The organism is Limimaricola cinnabarinus LL-001 (assembly GCF_000466965.1).
In the GTDB taxonomy this organism is placed as follows: domain Bacteria; phylum Pseudomonadota; class Alphaproteobacteria; order Rhodobacterales; family Rhodobacteraceae; genus Limimaricola; species Limimaricola cinnabarinus.
In genome coordinates, this window is sequence record NZ_BATB01000009.1 from 1 (window position 1) to 16,162 (window position 16,162).

16 protein-coding genes, 1 tRNA gene and 1 pseudogene are annotated in these 16,162 nt (G+C 66.6%); 13 read left to right on the forward strand and 5 right to left on the reverse strand.

Annotated elements, in window-relative coordinates; genetic code table 11:
* From sucC to lpdA, 8 genes are all read left to right on the forward strand, one after another.
* On the forward strand, positions 1-903 hold a 903-nt coding region (gene sucC, locus MBELCI_RS05245; RefSeq protein WP_045319752.1), incomplete at its 5' end, for an ADP-forming succinate--CoA ligase subunit beta.
* A 5-nt stretch (positions 904-908) separates the two neighbouring features.
* Positions 909-1,790: a succinate--CoA ligase subunit alpha gene (gene sucD, locus MBELCI_RS05250; protein WP_021693117.1), complete on the forward strand. Its 882-nt coding sequence runs from the start codon at positions 909-911 to the stop codon at positions 1,788-1,790.
* 107 nt (positions 1,791-1,897) lie between these two features.
* A complete protein-coding gene (locus MBELCI_RS05255) occupies positions 1,898-4,867 on the forward strand; it encodes a 2-oxoglutarate dehydrogenase E1 component (protein ID WP_021693118.1) in 2,970 nt (989 codons plus the stop codon).
* Complete coding sequence (gene odhB / locus MBELCI_RS05260; RefSeq protein WP_021693119.1) at positions 4,864-6,108, forward strand: 2-oxoglutarate dehydrogenase complex dihydrolipoyllysine-residue succinyltransferase; 1,245 nt, start codon at positions 4,864-4,866, stop codon at positions 6,106-6,108. The genes MBELCI_RS05255 and odhB overlap by 4 nt, the downstream gene beginning before the upstream one ends.
* 57 nt (positions 6,109-6,165) lie before the next feature.
* Positions 6,166-6,408: a hypothetical protein gene (locus MBELCI_RS05265; protein ID WP_021693120.1), complete on the forward strand. Its 243-nt coding sequence runs from the start codon at positions 6,166-6,168 to the stop codon at positions 6,406-6,408.
* An 83-nt stretch (positions 6,409-6,491) separates the two neighbouring features.
* Positions 6,492-6,878, forward strand: coding sequence for an MAPEG family protein (locus tag MBELCI_RS05270; protein WP_021693121.1), 387 nt, complete (start codon positions 6,492-6,494; stop codon positions 6,876-6,878).
* Positions 6,879-6,897: 19 nt separating this feature from the next.
* A complete protein-coding gene (locus MBELCI_RS05275; protein WP_045319767.1) occupies positions 6,898-7,308 on the forward strand; it encodes an MAPEG family protein in 411 nt (136 codons plus the stop codon).
* A 19-nt stretch (positions 7,309-7,327) separates the two neighbouring features.
* The gene (lpdA, locus tag MBELCI_RS05280) at positions 7,328-8,716 is read left to right on the forward strand and encodes a dihydrolipoyl dehydrogenase (RefSeq protein ID WP_021693123.1); all 1,389 of its coding nucleotides are present in this window, start codon (positions 7,328-7,330) and stop codon (positions 8,714-8,716) included.
* A 102-nt stretch (positions 8,717-8,818) separates the two neighbouring features.
* Here the strand turns inward: lpdA and MBELCI_RS19785 are convergent, their stop codons facing one another.
* From MBELCI_RS19785 to MBELCI_RS05300, 3 genes are all read right to left on the reverse strand, one after another.
* Positions 8,819-9,688 carry a CAP domain-containing protein gene (locus MBELCI_RS19785; protein WP_021693124.1) on the reverse strand — a complete coding sequence of 290 codons (870 nt, stop codon included), beginning with the start codon at positions 9,686-9,688 and terminating at the stop codon, positions 8,819-8,821.
* Between the two features lie 331 nt (positions 9,689-10,019).
* Positions 10,020-10,095 (reverse strand) — tRNA-Ala (locus MBELCI_RS05295).
* A 110-nt stretch (positions 10,096-10,205) separates the two neighbouring features.
* A complete protein-coding gene (locus MBELCI_RS05300) occupies positions 10,206-10,544 on the reverse strand; it encodes a TIGR02300 family protein (protein WP_021693126.1) in 339 nt (112 codons plus the stop codon).
* A gap of 146 nt (positions 10,545-10,690) precedes the next feature.
* Between MBELCI_RS05300 and MBELCI_RS05305 the strand changes: the two are divergent.
* From MBELCI_RS05305 to MBELCI_RS05315, 3 genes and pseudogenes are all read left to right on the forward strand, one after another.
* Positions 10,691-11,409 (forward strand): annotated as a pseudogene (locus tag MBELCI_RS05305) (M48 family metallopeptidase).
* Entirely contained in the window at positions 11,406-12,065 is a 660-nt protein-coding gene (locus tag MBELCI_RS05310; RefSeq protein ID WP_021693128.1) for a GntR family transcriptional regulator, read from the forward strand. Before MBELCI_RS05305 ends, MBELCI_RS05310 begins: the two are co-directional and overlap by 4 nt.
* Positions 12,066-12,158: 93 nt before the next feature.
* A complete protein-coding gene (locus tag MBELCI_RS05315; protein WP_021693129.1) occupies positions 12,159-12,629 on the forward strand; it encodes a hypothetical protein in 471 nt (156 codons plus the stop codon).
* On the opposite strand, the gene MBELCI_RS05320 is transcribed toward MBELCI_RS05315, so the two are convergent.
* Together MBELCI_RS05320 and MBELCI_RS05325 are read right to left on the reverse strand one after the other, a co-directional pair.
* Positions 12,607-13,716, reverse strand: coding sequence for an ABC transporter ATP-binding protein (locus MBELCI_RS05320; RefSeq protein ID WP_021693130.1), 1,110 nt, complete (start codon positions 13,714-13,716; stop codon positions 12,607-12,609). The genes MBELCI_RS05315 and MBELCI_RS05320 overlap by 23 nt on opposite strands.
* On the reverse strand, positions 13,701-14,756 hold the full coding sequence (locus tag MBELCI_RS05325; protein WP_021693131.1) for a LacI family DNA-binding transcriptional regulator: 1,056 nt from the start codon (positions 14,754-14,756) through the stop codon (positions 13,701-13,703). The genes MBELCI_RS05320 and MBELCI_RS05325 overlap by 16 nt, the downstream gene beginning before the upstream one ends.
* A gap of 193 nt (positions 14,757-14,949) precedes the next feature.
* On the opposite strand from MBELCI_RS05325, the gene MBELCI_RS22245 reads away from it, so the two are divergent.
* Entirely contained in the window at positions 14,950-15,249 is a 300-nt protein-coding gene (locus MBELCI_RS22245) for an extracellular solute-binding protein (protein WP_268744177.1), read from the forward strand.
* Positions 15,219-16,115 (forward strand): maltose/maltodextrin ABC transporter substrate-binding protein MalE, encoded by an 897-nt coding sequence (gene malE, locus MBELCI_RS05330; RefSeq protein ID WP_021693133.1) that lies wholly within the window; start codon positions 15,219-15,221, stop codon positions 16,113-16,115. The genes MBELCI_RS22245 and malE overlap by 31 nt, the downstream gene beginning before the upstream one ends.
* Positions 16,116-16,162 lie beyond the last annotated feature (47 nt).

The following is a 16,162-nucleotide window of genomic DNA, read 5'->3' on the forward strand; positions in this document are numbered from 1 at the left end:
CCGGCGGGCAAGCAGGTCAACCGTATCTACATCGAGGATGGCTCGGAGATCGAAACCGAGCTCTACCTCGCGCTGCTGGTCGATCGCGCCACCTCGCGCATCTCCTTCGTCTGCTCGACCGAGGGCGGCATGGACATCGAAGAGGTTGCCGCCTCCACGCCCGAGAAGATCCTGAGCTTCTCGGTCGATCCGGCCACCGGCTACCAGCCCTATCACGGCCGCCGCATCGCCTTCGCGCTCGGCCTCAAGGGCCAGCAGGTGAAGCAGTGCGTCAAGCTGATGGACACGCTCTACCGTCTCTTCGTCGAGAAGGACATGGAGATGCTGGAGATCAACCCGCTGATCGTCACCGACAAGGGCGACCTGAAATGCCTCGACGCCAAGATGGGCTTTGACGGCAACGCGATCTACCGCCATGACGACATCGCCGCCCTGCGCGACGAGACCGAGGAGGACAGCAAGGAGCTGGCCGCCTCGAAATACGACCTGAACTACATCGCGCTCGACGGCGAGATCGGCTGCATGGTCAACGGCGCGGGCCTCGCCATGGCGACGATGGACATCATCAAGCTCAAGGGTGCCGAGCCCGCCAACTTCCTCGACGTGGGCGGCGGCGCCACCAAGGAGAAGGTCACCGAGGCCTTCAAGATCATCACCTCCGACCAGAACGTCAAAGGCATCCTGGTCAACATTTTCGGCGGCATCATGCGCTGCGACGTCATCGCCGAAGGCGTGATCGCGGCCGTCAAGGAAGTCGGCCTGAAGGTGCCGCTGGTCGTGCGTCTCGAAGGGACGAATGTCGATCAGGGCAAGGAGATCATCAACAATTCCGGTCTCGACGTGATCGCGGCGGACAACCTGTCCGACGCCGCCGAGAAGATCGTCAAAGCGGTGAAGGGATAACAGCAATGGCGATTCTCGTCGACGAAAACACACGCGTCATCTGCCAGGGCCTGACCGGTTCGCAGGGCACCTTCCACACCGAGCAGGCCGTGGCCTACGGCACCAGGATGGTTGGCGGCGTCACCCCCGGCAAAGGAGGGCAGACGCATCTCGACCTGCCCGTGTTCGATAGCGTGCACGAGGCGAAGGCCAAGACCGAAGCCAACGCGTCGGTCATCTACGTGCCGCCGCCTTTCGCCGCGGATTCCATCATGGAGGCGATCGACGCCGAGATGGAGTTGGTGATCTGCATCACCGAAGGCATCCCGGTGCTCGACATGATGAAGGTCAAGCGGGCGCTGGTGAACTCCAAGACCCGCCTGATCGGGCCGAACTGTCCCGGTGTCATCACCCCCGACGCCTGCAAGATCGGCATCATGCCCGGCCACATCCACAAGCGCGGCTCGGTCGGCGTCGTGTCTCGGTCGGGCACGCTGACCTACGAGGCGGTCAAGCAGACCTCGGATTCGGGCCTCGGCCAGTCCACGGCCGTCGGCATCGGCGGCGACCCGATCAAGGGGTCGGAGCATATCGACATCCTAGAGATGTTCCTCGCCGACCCCGAGACCCAGTCGATCATCATGATCGGCGAGATCGGCGGCACCGCCGAGGAAGAGGCGGCGCAGTTCCTCGCCGACGAGAAGAAGGCCGGCCGCTGGAAGCCCACCGCCGGTTTCATCGCCGGGCGCACCGCCCCTCCGGGCCGCCGCATGGGCCATGCCGGCGCCATCGTGTCGGGCGGCCAAGGCGACGCGGAGAGCAAGATCGAAGCGATGAAGCGCGCCGGGATCGTGGTCGCCGACAGCCCCGCCTCGCTCGGCGAAGCCGTGCTCAAGGCGATCGGCTGAGACCTACCGGGAGGGGGCGGCACCGCCCCCTCCCCCTGCATCCGCGCCGCGCGCCCTATCTGGGCCCGGCGCCCCAGTTTTTTGCCCCGAGGATCGAGGATCCTGCCATGACCGAGCAAAGCCCCAACGACGTGTTCCACGCCTCTTCCTTCCTGCAGGGGACGAACGCCGACTACATCGAGCAGCTCCACGCGCGCTATGCCGAGAACCCGTCGAGCGTCGACGAGGCTTGGCAGGAGTTCTTCCGCAGCCTCGGCGACAGCGGCTCGGACGCCCGCGCCGAAGCCGCCGGTCCGTCCTGGGCCCGCGCCGATTGGCCGATGCAGCCCAATGACGACCTGACGGCGGCGCTCGACGGCCAGTGGGCCGCCCCCGCCGAGGCCAAGGGCGCGCGCGACAAGATCGCGGCCAAGGCCGCCGAGAAGGGCGTGGGCCTGAGCGAGCAGCAGCTGCGCGCCGCGGTGCTGGATTCGATCCGCGCGCTGATGATCATCCGCGCCTACCGGATTCGCGGCCATCTCGCCGCCGATCTCGATCCGCTGGGTCTGCGCGAGGAAACCGCGCATCCCGAGCTGGACCCGGCGAATTACGGCTTCACCAAGGCCGACATGGACCGACCGATCTTCATCGACAACGTGCTCGGCCTCGAGATCGCGACGATGAACCAGATCATCTCGTTGGTCCGGCGCACCTATTGCGGCACCTTCGCGCTGCAATACATGCACATCTCGGACCCCGAGCAGTCGGCCTGGCTCAAGGAGCGGATCGAGGGCTATGGCAAGGAGATCCAGTTCACCAAGGAAGGCCGCAAGGCGATCCTGAACAAGCTGGTCGAGGCCGAGGGCTTCGAGAAGTTCCTGCATGTGAAATACATGGGTACCAAGCGCTTCGGCCTTGATGGCGGCGAGGCGCTGATCCCGGCGATGGAGCAGATCATCAAGCGCGGCGGCAGCCTCGGCGTAAAGGACATCGTGATCGGCATGCCGCATCGCGGCCGTCTCTCGGTGCTCGCCAACGTCATGCAAAAGCCCTACCGCGCGATCTTTCACGAGTTTCAGGGCGGCAGCTTCAAACCCGAGGAAGTCGACGGTTCGGGCGACGTGAAATATCACCTCGGTGCCAGTTCGGACCGCGAGTTCGACGGCAACAAGGTGCACCTGTCGCTGACCGCGAACCCCTCCCACCTCGAGGCGGTGAACCCGGTCGTGCTCGGCAAGGCGCGCGCCAAGCAGAGCCAGCTCGGCGACACCGACCGCACGCAGGTGATCCCGGTGCTGCTGCATGGCGACGCGGCCTTCGCGGGTCAGGGCGTCGTGGCCGAGGGCTTCGGTCTGTCGGGCCTCGTGGGTCACCGCACCGGCGGCACAATCCATATCGTGGTGAACAACCAGATCGGCTTTACCACCGCGCCGCATTTCTCGCGCTCCTCGCCCTACCCCACCGACATCGCGCTGATGGTCGAGGCGCCGATCTTCCACGTGAACGGTGACGATCCCGAAGCCGTGGTGCACGCCGCCAAGGTGGCGACCGAGTTCCGCCAGAAGTTCCACAAGGACGTGGTTCTCGACATCTTCTGCTACCGCCGCTTTGGTCACAACGAGGGCGACGAGCCCATGTTCACCAACCCGGTGATGTACAAGAAGATCAAGAGCCAGAAGACCACACTCACGCTTTATACCGAGCGGCTCGTCAAGGACGGGCTGATCCCGGAGGGCGAGATCGAGGACATGAAGGCGCAGTTCCAGGCGATGCTGGGCGAGGAGTTCGAGACCGGCAAGACCTACCGCCCGAACAAGGCCGACTGGCTCGACGGGCGCTGGAGCCATCTCGACCGCCGCGACCACGAGAGCTACCAGCGTGGCCAGACCGCGATCGACGAGAAGACCATGACGGAGATCGGCCGCTCGCTCACCCGCGCGCCCGACGATTTCCCGTTGCACCGCACCATCAACCGCCTGCTCGAGGCCAAGGGCCAGATGTTTGAGACCGGTAAGGGCTTTGACTGGGCCACGGCCGAGGCGCTGGCCTTCGGCTCGCTGCTGACCGAAGGCTACCCGGTGCGGCTGTCGGGTCAGGACAGCACCCGCGGCACCTTCTCGCAGCGCCATTCGGCCTTCATCAACCAGGACAACGAGGAGCGCTACTACCCGCTCAACAACATCCGCGAGGGTCAGGCCCGCTACGAGGTCATCGACTCGATGCTCTCTGAATATGCGGTGCTTGGCTTCGAGTACGGCTACACCTTGGCCGAGCCCAACGCGCTGGTGATGTGGGAGGCGCAGTTCGGCGATTTCGCCAACGGCGCGCAGATCATGTTCGACCAGTTCATTTCCTCGGGGGAATCGAAGTGGCTGCGCATGTCGGGCCTCGTGATGCTCTTGCCGCATGGCTATGAGGGTCAGGGTCCCGAGCATTCTTCGGCGCGATTGGAACGCTTCTTGCAGATGTGCGGTCAGGACAACTGGATCGTCGCCAACTGCTCGACCCCGGCGAACTACTTCCACATCCTGCGCCGCCAGCTGCACCGCTCCTTCCGCAAGCCGCTGGTGCTGATGACGCCGAAATCGCTGTTGCGCCACAAGATGGCGATCTCGGACGCCGAGGACTTCACCACCGGCTCATCCTTCCACCGCGTGCTGTGGGACGACGCCGAGAAGGGACACAGCGACACCGAGCTCAAGCCCGACGCAGAGATCAAGCGCGTCGTCATGTGCTCGGGCAAGGTCTATTACGACCTGCTCGAGGAGCGCGATGCGCGCGGGCTCGACGATGTCTACCTGATGCGGATCGAGCAGTTCTATCCCTTCCCGGCGCTGAGCCTCGTGAAGGAGCTGGAGCGGTTCAAGGGCGCCGAGATGGTCTGGTGCCAGGAAGAGCCCAAGAACCAGGGCGCCTGGAGCTTCATCGAGCCCAACATCGAATGGGTGCTGAGCCGGATCGACGCCGCGCACAAGCGCCCGCAATATGTCGGCCGCCACGCGAGCGCCTCGCCCGCGACCGGCCTCGCCAGCCAGCACAAGACCCAACAGCAAGCGCTGGTGAACGAAGCGCTGAGCATCGAAGGAAACCGAGAATGAGCACCGAAGTCCGCGTCCCCACCCTGGGCGAAAGCGTCACCGAAGCGACCGTCGCCACCTGGTTCAAGAAGCCGGGCGACGCCGTGGCGGTGGACGAGATGCTGTGCGAACTGGAGACCGACAAGGTCACGGTCGAGGTCCCCTCGCCGGTCGCAGGCACCCTGTCGGAGATCGTGGCCGCCGAGGGCGACACCGTGGGCGTCGACGCGCTTCTGGCGCAGGTGAGCGAGGGCGATGCCCCCGCCAAGGCCAAGCCCGAGGCCCCCGCCGAGGATGGCCCCAAGGAGCAGCAGCAAGCGACCAATGTCTCCGGCGATCCGAAGGGCGAGCCCGCCGAGAAGGGCGGGGCCAAGGGCGACACCGAGGACGCCCCCTCGGCCAAGAAGCTGATGGCCGAAAACGACCTCAAGGAAGGCGACGTCAAGGGCACCGGCAAGGATGGCCGGGTGATGAAGGAAGACGTGCTCAAGGCGCTCAACGCGCCGAAAGCCGCCGAGACCTCCAAGCCTGCCGCGCGCGGTCCGGTGTCGTCGGATGACGCCGACCGCGAGGAGCGGGTCAAGATGACCCGCCTGCGCCAGACCATCGCCCGCCGCCTCAAGGAGGCGCAGAACACCGCCGCGATGCTGACCACCTATAACGAGGTGGACATGACCGCGGTGATGGAGCTGCGCAACGAGTACAAGGGTCTGTTCGAGAAGAAGCATGGCGTGAAGCTCGGTTTCATGTCCTTCTTCACCAAGGCCTGCGTGCACGCGCTGAAGGAAGTGCCGGACGTCAACGCCGAGATCGACGGCGATCACGTGGTTTACAAGAACTACGTCCACATGGGCATCGCGGTGGGCACCCCTACCGGCCTCGTGGTGCCGGTGATCCGCAACGCCGACCAGATGGGCTTTGCCGAGATCGAGAAGTCGATCTCCGAGATGGGCCTGAAGGCGCGCGACGGCAAACTCAGCATGGCCGACATGCAGGGCGGCTCCTTCACCATCTCGAACGGTGGCGTCTACGGCTCGCTGATGTCCTCGCCTATCCTGAACCCGCCGCAGTCCGGCATCCTTGGCATGCACAAGATTCAGGACCGGCCGATGGCGATCAACGGCAAGGTCGAGATCCGGCCGATGATGTATCTCGCGCTGAGCTACGATCACCGCATCGTCGACGGCAAGGGCGCCGTGACTTTCCTCGTGCGCGTCAAGGAGGCGCTCGAGGATCCGCGTCGCCTGCTTATGGACCTCTGAACTCCATGCGGGGCCGGGCGTTGAGCCCGGCCCCGTTGTTCAAGAAAGGCGCGCGCCATGCAGATGCTCTGCCAGATCGACACCCCCGACTACGCCTCTTGGAAGACCACCTTCGACAATGATTACGAAGAGCGGATGCAGGCTGGTCTCAGCCAGTTGCAGATCTGGCGCGACGCCGATCACGGTTCGACCGTGTTGGTGCTGTTCGAGGTCAACGACCGCAAGCGGGCCCAAGGCTGGATCACCAAGGAACAGGGCTTTGGCGGCGCCATGACCTGCACCTTTCTCGAGACCGTTTGACATGACCCCTTCTCCTGCCCGACACGCGCCGCGTGCGATCATGCTACACTCGCAGCGTGCATGTCGGTTGCGGGAGGGATTTCATGTCCAGCGAACTCAATATTCTGGCGCTTTACGGGCTTCTGGTGCTCGTATTGATTGTCGTTCAGGTGCTTTTCGCCATGTCGCAGGTCGGCTTGCCGATGCTGGCGCGACCACGCGACGACATGCCCCGGCTGACCGGCGTGGCCGGACGGATGGAGCGCTGCGTGGCCAACTCGGTCACCGCGATGGCACTGCTCGCGCCTGCCGTGCTGATCCTTGCGGCGCGCGAAGGGTTCGGCGGCGGCACGCTTCTGGCGGCGCAGGTCTTCCTGATCGCACGGCTGGCCTATGCGCTGCTCTACCCCGCTGGCATCCCTTGGGCCCGTACTGCCGTCTGGGCCTTGGGATTCTTCGCGACCCTCTATCTCTACGTCGCCGCGCTCTAGCGCCGTGGGGGGCATAATGATGGCCCCCGAATTGCAGGTTCTCGCCTTGGCAGGGCTACTGCAGGCGATGCAATACGCTTGGCTGTCGGTGCGCGCCAATCGCGAACTCGGCTTCGCCAAGACGCTTTCCGCGCGCGATCCGCAGCGGCTCGGCGGGACGCTGGAATCAATGGCCAGCCCCCGCACAGGACGGCTCTACCGGGCGCTGAACAACCATTTCGAAGGGCTGATCCTCTTTACCCTCGCGGTCGTCGTGCTGATCCTCGGCGACAAGACCACCGGTCTTTCGGCGCTGCTCGCCTGGACCTATCTCGCGGCGCGTATCCTGTACGTGCCCGCCTATTATTTCGGGCTCCGGCCCTGGCGGTCACTGATCTGGCTGGTGGGCTTTCTTGCCACCATCGCCATGATCGGTCTCGCCCTCGTCTGACACCCCACAGGAGTTTTCCATGGCATCCTACGATCTCATCGTCATCGGCGCCGGCCCCGGCGGCTATGTCTGCGCCATCAAGGCGGCCCAGCTCGGCCTCAAGACCGCGGTAGTCGAAGGGCGCGAGACGCTGGGCGGCACCTGCCTCAACGTGGGCTGCATTCCCTCCAAGGCGCTGCTTCATGCCACCCACGCGCTGCACGAGGCCGAGCACAACTTTGCCAAGATGGGTCTGAAGACGGACAAGCCGCAGGTCGATTGGGACCAGATGCTCGCCTACAAGCGCGACAGCGTCGGCCAGAACACCAGCGGCATCGAATTCCTGTTCAAGAAGAACAAGATCGACTGGCTCAAGGGCTGGGGCTCGGTCCCCGAGGCGGGCAAGGTGAAGGTCGGCGAAGAAACCCACGAAGCCAAGAACATCGTGATCGCGAGCGGCAGCGTCCCCACCTCGATCCCGAATGTCGAGATCGACAACAAGATCGTCGTCGATTCCACCGGCGCGCTGGAGCTGGGCCGCATCCCCGAGAAGATGGTCGTGATCGGCGCGGGCGTGATCGGGCTCGAGCTGGGCTCGGTCTATCGTCGTCTCGGCACCGAGGTCACCGTGGTCGAGTATCTGGATGCGATCACCCCCGGCATGGACGCCGAGGTGGCCCGCAACTTCCAGAAGATCCTGACCAAGCAGGGGCTGAAATTCGTGCTCGGCTCCGCCGTGCAGGGGGTGTCCGTCGAGGGCGAGCAGGCCACCGTCACCTGGAAGAGCCGCAAGGATGACAGCGAAGAGAGCCTGACCGCCGACTGCGTGCTCGTGGCCACGGGCCGCAAGCCCTATGTGAAGGGTCTGGGCCTGGAAGAGCTTGGCGTCGAGATGACCGATCGGGGCCAGATCAAGATCGACGACCACTTCAAGACCAGCGTCGACGGCGTCTATGCGATCGGCGACGCGGTGCCGGGGCTGATGCTGGCGCACAAGGCGGAGGACGAGGGCGTCGCGATCGCCGAGATCCTCGCCGGCCAGAAGGGTCATGTGAACTACGAAGTCATCCCAGGCGTGGTCTACACTCACCCCGAGGTGGCCACCGTCGGCAAGACCGAGGAACAGCTCAAGGAGGCAGGCCACGCCTACAAGGTCGGCAAGTTTCCGTTTCTGGGCAATGCGCGCGCCAAGGCCAACCACTCGGCCGAAGGTTTCGTGAAGATCCTCGCCGACAAGGAAACCGACCGCATCCTCGGCGCGCATATCATCGGCCCGATGGCAGGCGACCTGATCCACGAGGTCTGCGTGGCGATGGAGTTCGGCGCGGCGGCCGAGGATCTGGCCCGCACCTGCCACGCGCATCCGACCTATTCCGAGGCCGTGCGCGAGGCGGCGCTGGCATTGGGCGACGGAGCGATCCACGCCTGACCGCTCCCCGCTTGGCGAAAATGACCAACGGCCGCCCGAGGGCGCGTTGGCATGTCCGGTACAGGCGCGGAACCCAGCGTGGAACGCCTGTTCCCGGTCCGATCAGGCGGTCGTCCAGTCCTCGGCGGACAGGGTGGTCAGGGTAAAGCTTTCCCAGTCGCTCACCTTCCTCCCATCGAACGCACGCACCTCGAGCTCGGTATCGCCGGGGCGACCATCGGCGCCAATCCTTATCGCGCCGAGATCGTCGGCGTCGATCCGGATCCCATTCTCGGCGTCCAGGCGGCCTTTGCCCTTGAAGATGAAATTGTCGCGCCCCTCGGTGTCACGCAGCTCGTACCATGCGATGGTGTCGCCCTCGGCATCCTTGACCTTAAGATGATCCTCAAGCGAGGTACGATAGCCGCCCCGCACCCGGGCGACCGTCACGTCGTCCATGGTGACCACCGGCGCGGTGTTCCGCGCGACAAGGCTGTCGCCGGGCGGCGTATCGGGCCCGGTCACCGGGTCCCCCCCGTCCAGATCGACAGATCCGCCCGTGCGGGCGAAGTTCTGGGTGACCATGACGCCGTCCCAGCCCTTGAAGTCGCCCCTTTCGATGCCGATGCCGACATATTCGAAATTCGGGTTGAGGATGTTCGCGCGGTGGCCGGGGCTGTTCATCAGGGAGTCGTGCAGGTCGACCACGTCGTCCTCCAGACCCGCCGCGCCACGTTCCGATTGCCAAGCGATGTTCTCGCCCGACGCCCAGCTGCCCGAGAAGTCGAAACTGGCGTCGCGCATCCGCTCGGTCGCGCTCGATCCGCCCTGACCGGTGTGGGAGAAGCTGTCAGTCCGCAGCATCCAGCTGCTGTGATCCTCGCTCGAGGCGTTGAGATTGGTCTCGAGCTTGACGGGGTCGAGCCCCGCCGCCGTCCGCTCTTCGTTGATCAGGGAGAGCATCTGGCGCTCGAGGTCGTTCGCGATGGACATGAAGGTTCTCATCCTTGCTCGGTTCGGTGTTGCGACGCCCGCCCTAGGGCGCAACTCGGCAAGAACGAAGACCTCATGCCGCAGCGCGGCGCCAAGGGCGATTTTGCGCCGCAGCCCGCCGCTTCGCTTGGCCGACCTCCGCCGAACAAGTGGCACTTAGCCGATGCCCGCCGGGAGCGCGGAATCATGCCGCCACCTGGAGATGAATTGGTATACAGAGATAAAGCCAATTTCGCGCAGCCTGACGGTGCCCGCGGACATGACGAAACCGACCATGGAACGCGCCATGCCCGTGCGAGTCGATCCGGATCTGCTGCTGTCGGTAAGGTGATGGTGGAGCCTAGGGGGATCGAACCCCTGACCTCTTGCATGCCATGCAAGCGCTCTCCCAGCTGAGCTAAGGCCCCATCATGTCCGGCGTTTCCACCGTGTCGGTCAGCGTCGCTGCCCGTGTGCCGCTCTCTAAGCGTGGGACCGGGCGGGTGCAAGCGGAAAACACACGCCCGGGCCGAAATTCTCAGTCGTCGTCGTTGGCCGGGACGTCGGCCAGTTCGTCGAGGGAAACCTCGTCGCTGTCGTCATCGTCGTCGTCAAGCACGTCGTCGCCCAGATCGACGTCGTCATCCTCTTCGTCGTCGCTGTCGTCGAGCAGCAGCTCCTCGTCATCCTCGGAGGATTTCTTCATCTTCTTGGTCTGCGCGTCCTCGGCATCCGCGACCATGGTGCGGTGCTTGCCGGTGTCGAGCGTCACGACCTGGCCCGTATAGGGGCTGACGATCGGGTTGGCGTTCAGGTCGTAAAAGCGCTTGCCCGTGGTCGGGCAGATGCGCTTGGTTCCCCATTCTTCCTTCGGCATGGGCTGTCCTTCCAGTTCCGTGCGGCGGTGATCGGCAGGCGCGCGGGCCCGGGCGCGAACGCGCCTCGGCCTTGCGGCGGATCGCGCTCCCCTGCCATAAGCCGGGCAGGGTGTCAAGCCTTTGGCCGTGGGGGAGTAGACGGGATATGGGTGAACACGTGCTTCCGGGCGACCCGCCCCTGACGGTGGCGCTGCGCCGCTCGGACCGGGCGCGGCGGATCACGCTGCGGGTCTCGCATCGTGACGGCCGGGTAACGCTCACCTTGCCCAGACGCACGCCCGAGCGCGAGGGGCTGGCCTTCCTGCGGGACCGCGAGGCTTGGGTGCGCGGCCATCTCGACCGGGTGGCCCCGTCGCGCGAGGTGCGCTTGGGCGGCTCCCTGCCCTATCTGGGCCGCGAGATCGCGCTGCGCCCCGCCGCCGTGCGCGGCCCGCGGCTCGACGGCGATACCCTGTTGATGCCGGACGACGCCGTCCGTGCCCCGGCCCGCGCCATGGCCTTTCTCAGGCCCGCGCCCGCGACGCGCTTTCGACAGCGGTGGACCGGCATGCCGCCGTGCTGGGCCGCCCCGTGGGGCGGCTGACGTTTCGCGACACGCGCTCGCGCTGGGGGTCGTGCAGCTCGGCTGGCGACATCATGCTGTCGTGGCGGTTGATGATGGCGCCGCCCGAGATCGGCGATTACGTCGCCGCCCACGAGGTTGCGCATCTGGCCGAGATGAACCATTCCGCCGCCTTCTGGACGGTCTGCGCGCGGCTCTATCCCGACCATCGCGCCGCGCGCGACTGGCTCCGAACGCATGGCGACGCGTTGCAGCGGATCGACTTCGCGCCCCCCGCCGCCCCGTTCGAGGCGCGCGCATGATCCCGGCCACCGCCAGCCCGCGCACGCCTGACCCGACCGGGGCCGCGCATGACCGGGTTTACCGGGCGCTGCGCACCCGGATCATGCATGGCGAGATGGAGCCGGGCGAATCGCTGACCCTGCGCGGTATCGGCAAGCTGTTCGGCGTATCGATGACGCCGGCCCGCGAATCGGTGCGGCGGCTGGTGGCCGAGGGGGCGCTGTCACTGTCTTCTTCGGGCCGCGTCGCAACACCCGCGCTCACCAACGAGCGGATCGAGGAGTTGGCGAGCCTGCGGGCAATGCTCGAGCCGGAGCTGGCCTCGCGCGCCCTGCCGCGGGCGCATTTCGCGCTGATCGACCGGCTCGAGGCGATCAATGCGGGCGTCAGCCAGATGGTCGCACGGCATGACGCCTCGGGCTATATCCGCATGAACCTCGAATTTCATCGCACGCTCTATCTGCGCGCCCAGTCGCCCGCCATCCTCGCCATGACCGAGACGGTATGGCTGCAGCTCGGCCCGACCATGAGGACGCTCTATGGGCGCCTCAGGCGCACCGATCCGCCCTATCACCACAAGCTGATCCTCGCGGCGCTGCGCGCAGGCGACGAGCCGGGGCTGCGGCTCGCGGTGCGCACCGACGTGACCCAAGGGCTGCGGCTCCTCAAGGGGTGATTGACATATCCGACATTTATTGTCAGGAATGAGGCAGCCACGACGGCCCTGCCCGTCGCAAGCCGGACGCGTTCAGGACCATCGAGGCCCGCCATGCCCCGCGACTTTCTCCAAGATTTCCCTTCGAATGATGCCCGTGTTCCGATCGGCGGCGCCCCGGTCGGTCGCATCGACGATCTCGGCCCGATCGAGGCCCGCGCCGTGCGCCTGCTGCGTCTTTGGTGCGAGAGCGGCGCAGAGGCCGTGGCGGCGCGGCTGACGCCCGATCTCGATCCCGGCCCGGCCCGTGCCGCCGCGGGTGCGCTCGACGCTCTGGCGCGGCTCTGCGCGGCTGCGGGGCGCAGGCCCTTGATGCGTCACGCCGCCGATTGCGCCTGCCTCGGTGCGGACGAGGCGTGGTTCGCCCGGCTGATCGGCCATGGGGCCGAGGCCGCGCGCGAAGAGGCGATGATGCTCGCCATGGCGTTCCTGAGGGCCGAGGCGGCGGGCGAGGCCGCGCATCTGGCCGAGGCGCTGGGCCTCGGCCTGCGCCGCGCCGGGATCAGCCGGCGGCGGCTTCACTGAGGGTTCGCGCCCGGTCGATACGGGTGCCGGTCTCGATGTCGAACAGGCACAGACCGCCCCGCGCCACGGCGAGATCGACATGGTCGGTCGCGTCCTCGGGGATGCGGCCGGGCAGCCGCGCGGTGATCGTCTCGCCGCCCAGCACGAAGTTCACATAGGCCTCCGCCCCGGTGTTCTCGATCATCTTCGGCGCGACCACGAGGTCGGGCGCGACGTCGGCGCGGCTCAGATGCTCGGGCCTGATGCCGAGCGTCACCCGCGCCGGCAGATCGGCGGCACGCCAGCCCGGCCCCATGGCGAGCGGCGTGCCGTCGATGTCGAGCCCGGTCCCGGTGACGCGGGCAGGCACGAGGTTCATCGGCGGCGAGCCCATAAAATCCGCGACGAAGGTGTTGGCGGGCGTGTCGTAGATCTCCTGCGGCGTGCCGATCTGCTGCACCACCCCGCCCTTGAGCACGACGATCCGGCTGGCCAGCGTCATCGCCTCGATCTGGTCATGGGTGACGTAGACAATGCTGGCATGGGTGGTCTTGTGGATGCGCTTGATCTCGGCGCGCATCTCGACCCTGAGCTTGGCGTCGAGGTTCGACAATGGCTCGTCGAAGAGAAACAGCTTGGGGTCGCGCACCAGCGCCCGGCCCATGGCGACGCGCTGACGCTGACCGCCCGAGAGCTGGCTCGGCTTGCGGTCGAGCAGGTGGTCGATCTGCAGGAGCTTCGCCACCTCCTCGATCCTCGCTTGCGCCTGCGCCTTGGGCACCTTGCGCACCTTCATGCCGAAGCCGATATTCTCGGCCACGTTCATCGTCGGGTAGAGCGCGTAGGACTGGAACACCATCGCGATGTCGCGGTCCTTGGGCGGCTCGTGGGTCACGTCGCGCCCGCCGATCTCGAGCGCGCCGCCTGAAATCTCCTCGAGCCCGGCGATGCAGTTCAAGAGCGTGGACTTGCCGCAGCCGGAGGGGCCGACGAGGACGAGGAACTCGCCCGGCTTCATGTCGATGTCGATCGAATGCAGCACCTCGACGCCGCCATAGCTCTTTTTGAGCCGATCGGCACGCAGCGCGCTGGTCACGGAATCTGCCATGGTATGTCCTCTCCCTTCGGGACGGGGCCGGTCGAGGCCCGGACGATCAGCCCGGCCCGGATCACGGTTTGCAGGCGCGCGGGCGGCGCGCCGTTCAGATGGTCGACGAGCATCTGCGCCAGCGGCGCGCAGGCCTCGCGCAGCGGCGCATGGGTGACGGTCAGCGCCGGGTTGAAATGGGCGGGGCGGATGTTGGGCAGCGCGTCGTCATGCGCCATCACCGACAGATCGCCCGGCACCGAGAGCCCCAGATCGCGGGCCGCACGCAGCACCCCGGCCGCGACCGGCGTGGTGGCGCAGAGGATCGCCGTCGGGCGCGGCCCGGTCCGGCCCGAAAGCCATGACAAGGCCAGCGTGTAGCCGGTGTTTTCGGTGGGCGGGCCATCGGCCACGGCGCTGTCGGGCACCGCCCCCGCCCCTGCCGCCATGGCGGCGCGGAACCCTGCCTCCCGCTCGGCGGCGAAGGCAAAGCGCGCCTCGCCGTTGATCAGCGCGATCCGCCGGTGGCCGAGCGTGGTCAGAAGCTCGACCGCGTCAGCGCTCACCGCCGCGTTGTCGATGCCGAAGAAGGCGTAATCGGGCGCATCATGCGCCTGACCGTGCATCACGAAGGGCACGTCGCGCGACATGAGAAAACCGGGCCGTGGATCGTTCGGCACCGGCGCGTTGAGCACGAAGCCGTCGAGCAGATCGCGCTCCAGCATCCGCTTGTAAGGGGCCACGGGATCGTCGCCCTGATCGACCGAAAGCACGAGATCGAGGTCGCGCGCCGCCAGTTCGGCGGTGAGCGAGGTGATCACGTCGAAGAAGGTCTGGTCGGCCGACATGTCGGCGCGCAGCTTGACGATCATGCCGACGACGCCCGAACGCCCGGTGGCCAGCCGCTGCGCCGAGCGGTTGGGCCGATAGCCCAGCCGCGCCGCCGCCTCCTGCACCCGGGTCCGGGTCCGGGCACCCACTTCGGGAAAGCCGTTCAGCGCCCGGCTCACCGTGGCGACCGAAAGGCCGAGTTCGACCGAGATGTCCTTGAGAGTCGCCATGCCGCGACCCCTCCCTTGGTCGTTCAAAGCGTTTGCAGCGGCAATCTAGGCGTATCGTCTCTACGAATGCAACGAAAAGCGAGATGCCTATGGGTCATTTTCAAAACGGTTTGAGAAGCGGCTCCGCTTTGCTATCGTGCCGCGAATCGCGCGGATCGGAGGAGCCGGCGGCGCGGTGATCTGGGAGGATGACATGATCAAGACGAACACACTCGGCGCCGTGGCGCTACTGATGCTGTCGGCCGCGCCGGCGCTGGCCTTCGAGGATGGCAAGCTGCTGATCTGGACCGGCGACAACCGCGCCCCCGACGCTCTGCGCGAGGTCGGCAAGCGCTTCGAGGAGGAGTTCGGCGTGCCGGTCGAGGTCGCCATCGTCGAGCCGCTGCCCGAGAAGTTCCAGCAGGCCGCCGCCACCGGTGACGGGCCCGACATCGTGATGCACGCGCATGACCGCCTCGGCGAATGGGCGCGGGCGGCATCATCGCCCCCGTGACCCCCGGCACGGGCTTTGCCGACGGCATCCTGCCCGCGGCGATGGAAGCCGTGACATTCGACGGCGCGACCTGGGGCTACCCGGTCGCGGTCGAGGCCGCGCACCTGATCTACAACAAGGAATTCGTCGAGACGCCGCCCACCGACTTCTCCGACATCGCCGGGATGGATCTGCCCGAGGGCGTCACGCCGATCCTGTGGGACTACAACAACACCTATTTCACCTTCCCGCTGCTCGCCGCGAAGGGCGGCTTCGCCTTCCAGAAGGTCGACGGCTCCTATGACGGCTCCACCTCGGGCGTGAACACCGAAGGCGCGGTCGAGGGCGGCGAGGTGCTGGCCTCGCTGATCAAGGACGGGGTGATGCCCTCGGGCGTCGATTACGGCGTCATGGAGGGCGCGATGAACAATGGCGAGGTCGCCATGGTCATCAACGGGCCCTGGGCCTGGTCCAATCTCGACAGCTCGGGCATCGATTTCGGCGTGGCGCCGCTGCCCCGGGTCGACGGGGAACTGGCCCCGCCCTTCCTCGGGGTGCAGGCGCTGGCGTTCAACGCCGCCTCGCCCAATCTCGACCTCGCACAGGAGTTCATCGAGAGCTACCTGCTCACCGACGAGGGCCTCGCCACATGGAACGAAAGCGGCGCGCTCGGCGCGCTGGCCGACAGCTCGGCCGCCGAGGCGCAGGACGACGCGCGGGTGAGCGCGATGCTCGAGGTCGCCAAGGACGGCGTGCCGATGCCCTCGAACCCCGAGATGGGCGCGTTCTGGGCCGCGATGCAGCCGGCGCTCACCAGCATCACCAATGGCGCGCAGGAGCCCAAGGCGGCGCTCGACGACGCTGCCGCCCGCATCAAGGGCGAATAAGCCGGACGCGCCGGGGCGGCATTACCCGCCCCGGCCACGGCCTTCAT

Bases quoted from the DNA above. Each gene is read 5' to 3' on its own strand.
- MBELCI_RS05255 (WP_021693118.1), top strand. From the start codon at position 1,898: ATGACCGAGCAAAGCCCCAACGACGTGTTCCACGCCTCTTCCTTCCTG.
- MBELCI_RS05320 (WP_021693130.1), bottom strand. From the start codon at position 13,716: ATGGCAGATTCCGTGACCAGCGCGCTGCGTGCCGATCGGCTCAAAAAG.
- MBELCI_RS19785 (WP_021693124.1), bottom strand. From the start codon at position 9,688: ATGTCCATCGCGAACGACCTCGAGCGCCAGATGCTCTCCCTGATCAAC.
- odhB (WP_021693119.1), top strand. From the start codon at position 4,864: ATGAGCACCGAAGTCCGCGTCCCCACCCTGGGCGAAAGCGTCACCGAA.
- MBELCI_RS22245 (WP_268744177.1), top strand. From the start codon at position 14,950: ATGATCAAGACGAACACACTCGGCGCCGTGGCGCTACTGATGCTGTCG.
- lpdA (WP_021693123.1), top strand. From the start codon at position 7,328: ATGGCATCCTACGATCTCATCGTCATCGGCGCCGGCCCCGGCGGCTAT.
- MBELCI_RS05270 (WP_021693121.1), top strand. From the start codon at position 6,492: ATGTCCAGCGAACTCAATATTCTGGCGCTTTACGGGCTTCTGGTGCTC.
- MBELCI_RS05275 (WP_045319767.1), top strand. From the start codon at position 6,898: ATGGCCCCCGAATTGCAGGTTCTCGCCTTGGCAGGGCTACTGCAGGCG.
- MBELCI_RS05265 (WP_021693120.1), top strand. From the start codon at position 6,166: ATGCAGATGCTCTGCCAGATCGACACCCCCGACTACGCCTCTTGGAAG.
- MBELCI_RS05300 (WP_021693126.1), bottom strand. From the start codon at position 10,544: ATGCCGAAGGAAGAATGGGGAACCAAGCGCATCTGCCCGACCACGGGC.
- MBELCI_RS05325 (WP_021693131.1), bottom strand. From the start codon at position 14,756: ATGGCGACTCTCAAGGACATCTCGGTCGAACTCGGCCTTTCGGTCGCC.
- malE (WP_021693133.1), top strand. From the start codon at position 15,219: ATGGGCGCGGGCGGCATCATCGCCCCCGTGACCCCCGGCACGGGCTTT.
- sucD (WP_021693117.1), top strand. From the start codon at position 909: ATGGCGATTCTCGTCGACGAAAACACACGCGTCATCTGCCAGGGCCTG.
- MBELCI_RS05310 (WP_021693128.1), top strand. From the start codon at position 11,406: ATGATCCCGGCCACCGCCAGCCCGCGCACGCCTGACCCGACCGGGGCC.
- MBELCI_RS05315 (WP_021693129.1), top strand. From the start codon at position 12,159: ATGCCCCGCGACTTTCTCCAAGATTTCCCTTCGAATGATGCCCGTGTT.